The sequence below is a fragment of the Enterobacter sp. CM29 genome, from assembly GCF_013179605.1.
Lineage (GTDB): Bacteria > Pseudomonadota > Gammaproteobacteria > Enterobacterales > Enterobacteriaceae > Enterobacter > Enterobacter intestinihominis.
The window spans coordinates 1-12,125 of sequence record NZ_JABMCU010000138.1 but is presented as its reverse complement, the minus strand read 5'-3'; the positions used below and the strand labels follow the sequence as shown (position 1 = coordinate 12,125).

The following is a 12,125-nucleotide window of genomic DNA, read 5'->3' as shown; positions in this document are numbered from 1 at the left end:
TCGCTGATTTGCTCTGCGCGCTCGCGCCACTGCATCTCGTTCTGCATCACCACGTGATAGACGCGGTTGTTGACGCTGAAATCCCCGGCGCGCGTGCCGCCAAAGGCGGTTTGCAGGCTGCTGAAGATGCGCGACACCGGCACGTCGAGGCGGGCCGCGCGCTCACGGTCAACGGTGAGCGTCATCTGCGGCACGTTGCTGCTCCAGGTGGTGAACACGCGGCTCAGCTGCGGGTGCTGGTTGGCTTTCGCCAGCACCTCGCGAGTTACGCGCTCCAGCTCCGCCGGGCTTTGCCCCGCCTGTGCCTGAATGCGCAGATCGAAGCCGGAGGCGTTGCCCAGCCCCGGCAGCGTCGGCGGTGCAAAGGTCATGATGGTGGCTTCCGGCAGGGCCAGCAGCTGGCGCTGAAGGGTGCCCATCACCTCATCCAGCGGCGGACGCTCGCTCCAGTCTTTGAGCATGATGGAGATAAACCCGCCGTTCGATGCGCTGGTGCCGTTGAGGATGTTAAACCCGGAGACCTGAATCACGTCTTCCACCGCCGGGTTTTTAGCGATCAGCTCGCGCGCGGTGGTCATCACCGCTTCGGTGCGCTCCAGCGAGGCTGCCTCTGGCAGCTGGACGCTGGCGAAGAAGTAGCCCTGATCCTCCTGAGGCAGGAAGCCCTTTGGCATCGACATAAAGCTGAATACCACCACCGCCGCCGCGCCTGCGGTGGCCAGCAGCGCCAGCCACGGACGGAGGTTGAACACGCTCACGATCCGGGTGTAAAGCGTGCGCGTGGCGTCCAGCCCGCGGTTGAACCCACGGAAAACGGCGGCGGGCTGTGCCGGACGCGGGCGCAGCAGCATCGCACTAAGCGCGGGCGTCAGGGTCAGCGCCACGAGGCTTGAGAGCGTGACGGCGGTCGAGAGCGTCACCGCGAACTGGCGGTACAGCTCGCCCACGATCCCCGGCAGGAGCGCCACCGGTACAAACACCGCCAGCAGCACCAGCGTGGTGGCAATCACCGGCCCGGCAATCTGACGCAGCGCCAGCGCGGTCGCCGCCGTGCGGCTCTGCCCTTCCGCCATCAGCGTTTCGACACTCTCCACTACCACGATGGCGTCATCCACCACCATGGTCAGCGCCAGAATGATGGCGAACAGACTGAGCGTGTTCGCGGAGTAGCCGAGCGCGTAGAGCACCGCAAAGGTGCCCACCAGCGACACCGGAATGGCAAGGGCGACAATCAGCGTCGCGCGCCAGCTTTGCAGGAACAGGGACACCACGACCACCACCGCCAGCATCGTCAGCGCCAGCGAGACGCCAATCTCTTTGATGGTAGCGGCCACAAACGAGGTGGTGTCGAATTTGACTTCATAGACCAGATCGTCCGGGAAGCGCGTGGATAACCGTTCCAGCTCCGCGCGCACCGCATCGGCCACGCGCAGGGCGTTAGCGGACGGCGTCGGGTAGATGCCAAGGTAGGCGGAGTCATGCCCGTTCAGCTGCGCGCCCGAGCTGTAGCTGCGCGAGCCAAGCTCAATGGTGGCGACGTCCTTCAGGCGCACCAGCTGGCCCATCTCCCCGGTGCGGATAATGATGTTGGCAAAGTCGTCGGCCTGGTTTAAGCGCCCTAGCCCGTTGATGGTTAGCGTCTGCTGCTGGCCGTTAAACACCGGCGGCGTGCCGACCTGGCCTGCCGCCCCCTGCACGTTCTGCTCGCGCAGCGCCTGCGCCACGTCATCGCTGGTCACGTTCAGGGCATTCATGCGGTCCGGACGCAGCCAGATGCGCATGCTGTAGTCGCGCGCGCCAAACATCTGTACCTGCCCGACGCCCGGCAGTCGCGACAGCGCCTCGCGCACCTGGGTGCTGGCGTAGTTGCTGACGAACAGCGGCGTGTGAGTGTTATTTGGTGAGTAAAGGCTTACCCCCATCATCAGGTTGGTGGCGCGCTTGCGCACCTGCACGCCGTTTTGCTGTGCCTCGGTCGGCAGCTGCGCCACGGCCTGCGCCACGCGGTTCTGCACGTCGATGGCGGCGAGATCCGGATCGGTGCCCGCCGCAAAGGTGATGTTCAGGCTATACGTGCCTTCGTCCGAACTGGTGGACTCCATATAGAGCATATGATCCACCCCGTTCAGCTGCGTCTCCAGCGGCGTGGCGATGGCCTCCGCCACGTCAGCCGAGCTGGCGCCCGGCCATGACGCTGACACATTCACGACCGGCGGTGTGATCTGCGGGTACTGCTCCACCGGAATAATCCTCAGCGCGATGGCCCCCAGCAGGGTGATGACCAGCGCAATCACCATCGCAAAGCGCGGGCGTTTGATGAAAAACGTCAGCATGATGGCTCCTTAATTCAGTATCTGAACGGCAGCGCCTGGCTGCACGCGCTGCGCACCGTCAGTAATTGCTCGCTCACCGGGCTTAACGCCGGAGGCAATCTGGAACTGCTGGCCCATCTGCCCGGCGACCTTCAGCGGACGCATTTCGGCTTTATCCTCGGCGTTAACCACCCAGGCGAAGAACCCGTCGCCATTCTGCTGTACGGCAGCGGCGGGCAGGGTCAGGACAGGCTGCTCGCTTGCCGGACGCAGGTAGACGTTCACATTGCCGCCGGGCAGCAGCTGATGGCGCGGGTTGGCGAACTCGGCGCGCAGCATCACGCTGGCGGTACGCGGGTCGATGCGGTTGTCTACGGAGGTGAGTTCCCCGCTGACGCGCTGGCCGTTGCTGTCAATCAGCGCCTGCCAGGCCTGCTTCATGGCGCTGATATCCGCATGCTGTCCGGCTTTGGTGGCAAACGCGCCCTCTTCCAGCGCAAAGGCGATGCGGATCGGATCGAGCTGCACCACCTCTACCAGCACACCGCTGGCAGGATCCACCAGGCTGCCGACGTGAAAGTTGCTGTGCCCCACGCGTCCGTCAATCGGTGAGGTAATGCGCGTGTAGTTGAGGGTGACGCTGCGGGTGTCGAGACGGGCTTTCGCCTGCTCCAGCGCGGCGCTCGCTACGTCGCGCTGCATGCGGGCGTTGTCCACGTCGTGGCGGCTGATGGCGTTGCTGCTGCCCAGGCTTTCGAAGCGGGACAGCTGCTGTTGCGCCTGACGCAGCGTGGCTTCGGCGCTTTTCACTTCGGCCTGCGCCAGGCGCAGGGCGGCGCGCGGCTCGGCGTCGTCCAGCTCGAACAGCACGTCACCTTTTTTCACGTACTGGCCGTCTCGAAAGTGGATTCTGGTGATGACGCCTTCCGTACGCGCGCGCAGTTCAACGGTGTGAATCGCTTCGATGCGACCCGGGATCTGACGTTCGGCGGCGTGGGCGGTCTGCTCCACGGTGGCGACACGCACGGGAATGACTGCGGCGAATGCGGGCGGCAGGGTAGCGGCGAGGAGCGCGAACAGAAGTGGGAATTTCATGGGAATACCTCAGTATTTACCCCTCACCCTAACCCTCTCCCCAAAGGGGAGAGGGAACTTGAACACCCTCTCCCCTTTGGGGAGAGGGCAGGGTGAGGGGTAAGGTTTTAGTTATGCAGCCTTACGGAACCTGCGGGTCAGTCGCTTCTCGATTTCGACGACGAAGAACATCACCCCCGCCACCGCCAGCGTCACGAACCAGTAGCGCAGCGGCAGTGCTTCGGTGCCGAACAGCATCTGCATAAACGGCAGGTAGATGATCGCCGCCTGGAGCAGGAACAGTACGCCCGTTACCAGCCAGATCCCTTTGTTCGCCAGCAGGCCGCGGTTCAGGGAGAACCCTTCGGTGTTGCGGCAGTTAATCATGTACACCCACTGGGCGCAGACCAGCATCTGGAGCAGCACGGTGCGGATGAACTCCGCGCTGTGCCCGCGCGGGGCCAGCCAGGCTTCCAGCGCAAAGGCGGCGATGGCAATCATGGTGCCGACGAAAGCCACGCGCCATACGGCGTAGGCGTCCATCACGTGCTGCCCGGTCTGGCGCGGCGGGCGGCGCATGATGTTGCGCTCGGCGGCCTCGAAGGCCAGGCCGAAGGAGAGCGTGGCGGAGGTCGCCATGTTCATCCACAGGATCAGTACCGGCGTCAGCGGAATGATGTTCCCCGCCAGCAGCGCAATCACAATCAGTAGCCCCTGCGCCAGGTTGGTCGGCATGATGAACAGAATGGTCTTCTTCAGGTTGTCGTAAACGCGACGCCCCTCTTTCACCGCGCTGGCGATGTTGGCGAAGTTATCGTCCGTCAGGACCATGTCCGCCGCCTCTTTGGTGACTTCCGTGCCTTTGATGCCCATCGCAATACCCACATCCGCCTGACGCAGCGCTGGCGCATCGTTCACGCCGTCACCGGTCATGCCGACGATTTCGCCTTTGTCCTGTAACGCTTTCACCAGGCGCAGCTTATGCTCCGGGCTGGTACGGGCGAAGATGTCATACTTCACCGCCGCTTCGGCCAGCTCGGCGTCGTCCATCTTCTCCAGCTCATAGCCGGTGACCGCCTGCTCGCTGTTGGTTATCCCCAGCATCTGGCCTATGCTCATCGCCGTCTGCGGGTGATCCCCGGTGATCATCTTCACGCGGATCCCCGCCTGCTGGCAGGCGTTAATTGCCTCAATCGCTTCCGGACGCGGCGGATCCATCATCCCGGCAATGCCGAGGAAGATCAGGCCGTGGCTCAGGTCGTCGTGAGTCAGTGCCTGCTCACCGTTCGCTGGCCTGAACGCCGCGGCGACCATGCGCAGCCCCTGACGCGCATAGCGCTCCATCTCCGTTTCCCAGTACGCGCGGTCAAAGGCTTGCGCACCGTTGCGGGTCTGCTGCTGCTCACACAGGGCGAAAATCACGTCCGGCGCGCCGGTGATCAATATCTGCTCCTCACCGCCAATCTGGTAGTGGGTGCTCATGTACTTGTACTGCGAGTCGAACGGGATCTTGTTGACCAGGGTGGTCTCGACCGGTGCGAGGTGGGCTTTTGCCGCCAGCACCTTCAGCGCGCCCTCGGTCGGGCCGCCGGTGATGCCCCACAGGCCGCGCTCGTCCTGAATCAGCTGGCTGTCGTTACACAGGTCGATGGTGCGCAGGTACTGCTCCAGCACGGTGCCCGGCTGGATCTGCACCGGCTCGTCGCTGCCTTCGAGGTAGAGGTTGCCCACCGGCTCGTAGCTGTTGCCGTCCACGCGATAGCACGTATCGGCGGTAATGATGGCTTTCACCGTCATCTCGTTCATGGTCAGGGTGCCGGTTTTATCCGAGCAGACCACGGTCATCGCGCCCAGGGTTTCAACCGTCGGCAGCTTGCGGATAATCGCCCGCTTACGCGCCATCGCCTGTACGCCCAGAGAGAGGATGATGGAGATAATCGCCGGCAGACCTTCCGGTACGGAGGCTACCGCCAGGCTAATCAGGGAGAGCAGCAGCTCGCCCATCGGGATCTCGCGGAACACCAGGCTGAAGACAAACAGCGCGGCCATCATCGCCAGAATGATGGCGAAAATCGCTTTGCCCAGCTTGTCCATCTGCACCAGCAGCGGGGTGCGGTGCTTTTCAATGCCCGCCATCATCTGGTTGATGTGGCCGAGCTCCGTATCCTTACCGGTCGCGGTGACCAGGCCAACGCCACCGCCCGCGCTTACGGTCGTCCCGGAGAAGACCATATTGGTGCGGTCGCCCAGCGGCAGTTCACCGCTCAGCGGATTAATGTGTTTATCCACCACGGTGGATTCGCCGGTCAGAATTGCCTCTTCCACGCGTAAATTATGCGCTTCGATTAAGCGCATATCCGCCGGAATACGATCTCCTGCGCGCAACACAATAATATCGCCTGGGACGATTTCCGTCGTCGGGATGGTTTCATGGTTACCATTACGAATTACGCGCGCCTCGCTGGAGAGCATATTGCGAATACTCTTCAGGGATTTTTCTGCGTTACTTTCCTGAATGTGGCCAATTAAGGCATTGATTACCGCCACACCCAGGATAACCAGCGTATCAACCCAGTGTCCCATTACAGCCGTTAATACGGCGGCCGCCAGCAGGACGTAAATCAGGACATCGTTAAAATGCGCGAGAAAACGCAGCCAGCCCGGCTTGCCTTTTTTCTCCGGCAGCGCGTTCGGGCCATGCTTCTGCAAACGCGCCTGCGCCTCGGTGCGGCCCAGGCCATTCGCCTGGCTCTGCGCCTGAGCAAGCACCTGCTCTACGGTCTGCTGGTACGCCTGCCCGCCTGCGGGTGGCATATTCTGCGAGAAATTTTTTTTGGTCATGGTATTTTTCCTTCAATATCCGGTGGACGGAAGCCGGAATTCCTTTCTGGCTTTAAATAATTCATTTTTAAGTCTTGCGGGTTAAATTGATCTACCGCAATATATTGACTACCCGGTTATTCAAAACTGATTAAAATTATTTCGACGCGTTGATTTTTACAAAATATTTCTAAACCAACACTAAACGAGGAGGAAGCATGTTTGGTATTTATCGCGGGCGGCGCCTGGCGTTATACATTGTCGCAGCCATTGTTATTGCGACGTTAATTGGATATAGCACCTATAGCTTTGTAAAATTATTTTCGTGAAAAAGACGTTTATTTACATTACGCGATATTAATTTAATCGCCCCGGAAATATTATCTATTTTCCGTTATTAACTCACAGAATAACGGTGGCCTTTCACTCAATTTTGCCAGTGGGGATGATATTGCTTTACGTTTCAGGATGCCGGACAATGACATTTTTAACTCACGATTAACATTACGATGAAACACCCGTTAGAATCGCTGCTCACCGCAGGGGGCATTTTGCTGATGGCCCTGCTCTCCTGTCTGCTGTTACCTGCGCCGTCGCTGGGTCTGGTGCTGGCGCAGAAACTGGTTCAGACCTTTCATATGGTCGATCTGAATCAGCTGTACACCATTCTGTTCTGTCTATGGTTTTTGGTGCTCGGCGCCATCGAATTCTTTATCCTGCGTTTCATCTGGCGCCGCTGGTTTTCACTGGCGTCGTAAGCCAGTAAGATCGCGCATCCCGTGGATCAGCGCTTCACACCAGGCCGCGTAGTCGTGGCCGCTGGATGAGGGGTGGAAGCTGACGCGATAGCCTTTTTCCTTCAGCACCTGTTCAAAATCCTGCGTGGTGCGATAAATGCCGCCGCCCGGCCCCGTGGTTTCAAACTTTCCGGCCTGTAACCAGAAGCGCACCGGATACGGCGGCGACTGCTGGTACTGACGCGTCAGCCAGCCGGGGGCGTCACCTTTCGGCGCCCACCAGTAGGAGCCGGAAAGGCTCAGCACGTTGCCAAACAGGCGCGGATAGCGCAGCGCCACCCATGACGAGGCAATTCCCCCGTAGCTCGACCCCGCCAGCACCGTTTTCTGCCGCTGCATCGCGATGCCCAGCCCGCGCAGCCACGGCAGCAGCTCGTGCGCCATAAAGTCAGCAAATTCCGGGTTCGGCGGCAGCTCGTTGCCGCGACGGGCGTGATCGAGGCTGTCGATAAACACCACGTTAATCGGTGGCAGGTGATGCCGGGCAATCAGACCGTCCAGCACGTTGGCAAAATGGTATTCGTCCTGATAAATCTGCCCGTCGAACAGAATTAACGTCCAGCGTGCGGGCTGTGCGCCGCGCGGTTTGTAGATCATCACGTCGCGGGCGTTGCCGAGGATGTGGCTGGAAAAACTCTGACGGCTCAACGTCCCGTGCACCAGCGGCTTTGCCGTGGCCTGAACGGAGCAGTAGCGCGCCGGGCTGAGATCGAGCAGCGAGTAACGGTTCCATCGATCCGCCTTCTGCTCCCCAAAGGTGTTCGGGTTAAGCGGATCGGCCTGTGCGCTCACCAGGATGGCGCGGCGTTGATCGCGGGCAGAGCCTTCAACGATCGGCACATCGGGGGCGAGCTTATATTGCATCACCGTATCAGCGGGGACCACGTAGCTGCGGAACCAGACGTCGCTGTTGCCCAGGCGGAACAGCGGATCGTGATCCCCCGCCGGAGAGCCGAGAATGAAGACGTTATCCCGCGCGCCGCGCCACAGAAAGGTCACGCGCTTATGGTTCGCATCTACCGGTTCCACCATTGGCGTTCCCTGTCGACGCTGCGCCTGCCAGAACGCCTCGGTACTTCCACCGGCAGAAATGACGTTTGCCAGCGCCTTTAGCGTCGGGCTTTCTGGCGCCAGCATCTGCACGCGTGGTAACGGAGAGGTCTCTTTCATCCGCCACTGAAAACGCCACGGCTTACCGGCTTCGCCGTGTAGCACCAGCGAGGTGTTCTGTTTCACCGGCAGGGCAAACAGCAGCGTGTGTTCCCCGTCCGCAGGACCATTTTCGATCAGCGTGCGAATGCGGCGGTTTTGCCCATCCAGCAGGCGCGCATCCGTCACGCCATTCAGCGTGGCGGAAACGTAATTTTCACCCAGTTCAGGCAGGGAGAAGCAGACTTCGCCGCTGGCATCAAACTTTCCCTGAACATCGCCCTGCCGGGACGACTGCTCGCACGTTGCCGCCACGGCGGGCAGCGCGCCGATCCCCAACAGCAACCCACTCCATACCCTCTTCATTACCGCTTGTTCCCCAACGAAATTTGCTAATAACGCTAATGCAAATGGTAATAATTTGCAATATCATCAACGGCGATTTACCGGTGTTTTTATGGCGATAGCAACCAAGGACGTTCAATAAAAATGTTTAAAAATAATAAGATAATGTATCTCTGGCTGATGAGTCTGGCGACGACCAGCGTCGCGGCTCATGCAGAAATGAAAGAAGAAACGATTACGGTGACGCAGGGCGTGAGTGAAGAGCCCACTGCGCCCGTAAAAGGCATTGTGGCGACGAAAACGCTCTCCGCCACCAAGACCAGCGCGGAGATTGTGAAGACGCCGCAGTCGGTATCGGTGATCACCCGCGATCAAATGAACATGCAGGACGTCACATCCGTTTCGCAGGCGCTGCGCTACTCGGCGGGCGTGTTTACCGAATACCGGGGCTCGTCTAACCGTAACGACGAGGTGTTTGTGCGCGGCTTTAGCTACGTGCCAAAATTCCTCGACGGCTTAAGCTTTGGCGCAACGGCCTCATCACAGACGGGCACAGTTGACCCGTGGCTGCTGGAGCGCGTGGAGCTGGTGCGCGGCCCGGCGTCGGTCCTGTTTGGTCAGGTGAATCCTGGCGGGTTAATCAGCATGACCAGCAAGCGCCCGACGGCGGAGGCCATTCACAACGTGCAGTTCCGCACCGGCAATAACGATCTCGCCGAAGGTGCGTTTGATTTCGGCGGCAGGCTGAGCGACGACGGCCGCGTACTGTATCGCGTGAACGGTATCGCCCGTACGCAGCATAATCAGGTGGACGATTATAAAGAGACGCGGATGGCGATCGCCCCGGCGATCACCTGGTATCCGAACGATCAGACCCGCTTTACGCTGCTGACCAGCTACCAGAAAGATCCGGATGCCGGATACCGCAACTTCCTGCCCGCGTATGGCACGGTGAAAAGCGTCGACGGGAAGTACATCCCGCGCGACTTTAACGTCAGCGATCCGAATTACAATCAGTCCTGGCGCGAGCAGACGATGATTGGCTACGAGCTGGAACACCAGTTCGCCGACAACCTCACCTTCCGCCAGAACGCCCGTTACGCCACCATCAAGCAGAAATACCGTTATCTGGTTTACGCCAACAGCGCGGCCAACAGCACGGTGTTGACCCGTCGCGCCCAGCGTGAAGAGCGCACGACCAATGAATTTGGCCTCGATAACCAGCTGGAATATCTGCTGGAGACCGGGAGCGTCAGCCATACCCTGCTCGGCGGGTTTGATTACAAGACAAGCAAGGATAAACAGCTGCTGGCGCGCGGGAGCGGCTCACAGTATGACCTCGACTGGACAACCCCGGTTTACGGCGTGAACGTGGATGAAAGCACCTTCAAAACGGCCTCCGACGAGCAGCAAAATCTCGACCAGATGGGGCTGTATCTTCAGGATCAGATGAGCTGGAACAACTGGGAGTGGCTGGTTTCCGGGCGCTACGACTGGAGCGAAGTGCGTACCAACGACTTCACCGATAATAGCTTTACGCAGCAGAACGACAGCAAATTTACCTGGCGCACTGGCCTGCTGTACGCGTTCGATTTTGGTCTCTCGCCGTACATCAGCTACAGCACGTCGTTTGAGCCGAACCTGCAAACCAACCGTGCGCCGGGCGTCGCGCCATTCAGGCCAACTACCGGGGAGCAGACCGAGATTGGCCTGAAATATCAGCCGGTCGACACCACGCTGATGACTCTCGCGCTGTACGATTTAACTCAGGACAACGTAGCGACCTATAACAGCGCTGAAGGCTGGTTCGAAAATGCGGGCAAGGTGCGTTCGAAAGGCGCTGAAGCGGAAATCCACGCCACGCTGATGGATAACATCAACCTGATTGGCTCCTACACTTATACCGATGCAAAAACCGAAAGCACCACGGTGGCGGGAACAGAAGGCAAAACGCCTGCGCGCATTCCAGCGCATATGGCATCGGCGTTCGCCAGCTATACCGTTCCGGGCGGCGTGCTGAAGAGCCTGACCGCTGGCGTGGGGATGCGCTACATCGGCACCAGCTACGGCGATGCGAAGAACACCTTTAAGGTGCCATCGGTGGATCTGTATGACGCGATGCTGCGCTACGATCTGGGCGAGATGAACCGCAGCCTGAAAGGGGCAAGCGTGCAGTTCAACGTCAATAACGTGGCGGACACGAAGTATGTGGCGTCATGCGCAAGCGATACGGCGTGCTTCTACGGGATTGGCCGGACGGTGACGGCGACGGTGAATTATCGGTGGTAAGGGATTTGTAGGCCCGGTAAGCGCAGCGCCACCGGGCAATTACGGGCACCGAGCCCACAAAAAAGCCGGGTGGCGGCTACGCCTTACCCGGCCTACACGCGACATGTTAATGTGTCTGGCTATGGTTCTCTTTGCGGTACGCCCCGGGCGGCTGGTTGAAGGTGCGGGTAAAGATGCGGGTAAACGTCTGCTGCGAGTCAAACCCGTAGCGCAGGCAGATATCGTACACGCGCTCGTCTGACTCACGCAGATCGCGCGCCGCCATCAGCAGCTTGCGTTCGCGGATGTAGCGCCCCAGACTTTCGCCTTTGTACTGCATAAACAGCCGCTGTAAATGCCATTTTGAGTAACCCGCATGGCGGGCAATCTCTTCGATGCGTAACGGCTGGTGTAGGTTGTCATCAATCCATTCGACAATCGTATCAATGACCTGAGCGGAAATCGTCATACTGCTCTCCCCCTCTGCTTCTCGCTTAAACATTATTCCCACCACTCGCGAAATTGTTGCGTGGTATCACTCACCCGCACGGGCTCGCCCAGCTCCGGTGTCAGCAGCCGGTAGTTTTTATCCTTGCTGGCTTTCGCCAGCTGGATCAGTGGATCGTTCCAGGTATGTTTCGCCAGCACAAAACGCCCGTTATGTCCCGGTACGACCGCTCTGGCATTGAGATCTGCCGAGGCCTGCGCCGTTTCCGCCGGATGCATATGGATGTACTTCCAGTCCTGGTCGTACTGGCCGTTTTCCATAATGGCTAAGTCAACTCCGCCAAACTGCTCGCCAATCGCTTTGAAGTGCGGGCCATAACCGGAGTCTCCGCTGTAGTAGACCTTCTGCTCCGGAGAGACAAACATAAAGCTGCCCCACAGGGTCTGGTTACGCTTAATGCCGCGCCCGGAAAAATGGCGCGCCGGCAACACGTGAACCGTCAGCGCATCGCTGATACGTACCGACTGGTTCCAGTCCCGCTCGTCGATAATCTCAGGGTTCATCCCCCAGTAGCGCAGATGCGAACCCACGCCCAGCGGGGTGACCACGCGCTTAACCTTCGGCAGCAGCGCCTTGATGGTGGCGTAATCCAGATGATCATAGTGATCGTGGGAGATAATCAGCAGGTCGATCTCCGGCATGCTCTCCGCACGCCACGGGTACTCCCCCGCAAAGGCTTTATTGAGGAAGGAGAACGGTGCGGCGTAGTTACTCAGAACCGGATCGATCAGGATTCGTTGCCCCGCCAGCTGCATATACCAGGAGGAGTGGCCGAGCCACACCAGCGTGTCCTGTTCAGGCGACAGGCTCGCCAGATCGGTTTTCACCAGCGGCAGCGGCTGCGCAGGACGG

General features: G+C 59.8%; 8 protein-coding genes. 2 read left to right on the top strand and 6 right to left on the bottom strand.

Annotated elements, in window-relative coordinates; all coding sequences use genetic code 11:
• The 3 genes from HP459_RS16170 to HP459_RS16160 all read right to left on the bottom strand — a co-directional run.
• On the bottom strand, positions 1-2,333 hold a 2,333-nt coding region (locus HP459_RS16170; RefSeq protein ID WP_171936483.1), incomplete at its 3' end, for an efflux RND transporter permease subunit.
• A gap of 9 nt (positions 2,334-2,342) precedes the next feature.
• Positions 2,343-3,407: an efflux RND transporter periplasmic adaptor subunit gene (locus tag HP459_RS16165; protein WP_171936482.1), complete on the bottom strand. Its 1,065-nt coding sequence runs from the start codon at positions 3,405-3,407 to the stop codon at positions 2,343-2,345.
• Positions 3,408-3,518: 111 nt separating this feature from the next.
• Positions 3,519-6,227, bottom strand: coding sequence for a cation-transporting P-type ATPase (locus HP459_RS16160; RefSeq protein WP_171936481.1), 2,709 nt, complete (start codon positions 6,225-6,227; stop codon positions 3,519-3,521).
• A 488-nt stretch (positions 6,228-6,715) separates the two neighbouring features.
• Between HP459_RS16160 and HP459_RS16155 the strand changes: the two genes are divergently transcribed.
• Positions 6,716-6,964 (top strand): DUF1158 domain-containing protein, encoded by a 249-nt coding sequence (locus tag HP459_RS16155; RefSeq protein ID WP_003858875.1) that lies wholly within the window; start codon positions 6,716-6,718, stop codon positions 6,962-6,964.
• Here the strand turns inward: HP459_RS16155 and HP459_RS16150 are convergent.
• The gene (locus tag HP459_RS16150; RefSeq protein ID WP_063149188.1) at positions 6,950-8,518 is read right to left on the bottom strand and encodes an alpha/beta hydrolase-fold protein; all 1,569 of its coding nucleotides are present in this window, start codon (positions 8,516-8,518) and stop codon (positions 6,950-6,952) included. The two genes, HP459_RS16155 and HP459_RS16150, sit on opposite strands and share 15 nt — an antisense overlap.
• A gap of 123 nt (positions 8,519-8,641) precedes the next feature.
• Here HP459_RS16150 and HP459_RS16145 point away from each other — a divergent pair, with 123 nt between their 5' ends.
• The gene (locus HP459_RS16145) at positions 8,642-10,786 is read left to right on the top strand and encodes a TonB-dependent siderophore receptor (RefSeq protein ID WP_063149187.1); all 2,145 of its coding nucleotides are present in this window, start codon (positions 8,642-8,644) and stop codon (positions 10,784-10,786) included.
• A 106-nt stretch (positions 10,787-10,892) separates the two neighbouring features.
• Here HP459_RS16145 and HP459_RS16140 read toward each other — a convergent pair whose 3' ends face one another.
• Both HP459_RS16140 and HP459_RS16135 read right to left on the bottom strand, forming a co-directional pair.
• Entirely contained in the window at positions 10,893-11,234 is a 342-nt protein-coding gene (locus HP459_RS16140; RefSeq protein ID WP_017694370.1) for a RamA family antibiotic efflux transcriptional regulator, read from the bottom strand.
• A gap of 32 nt (positions 11,235-11,266) precedes the next feature.
• The coding region (locus HP459_RS16135; protein ID WP_171936480.1) for an MBL fold metallo-hydrolase at positions 11,267-12,125 on the bottom strand (859 nt) is incomplete at its 5' end.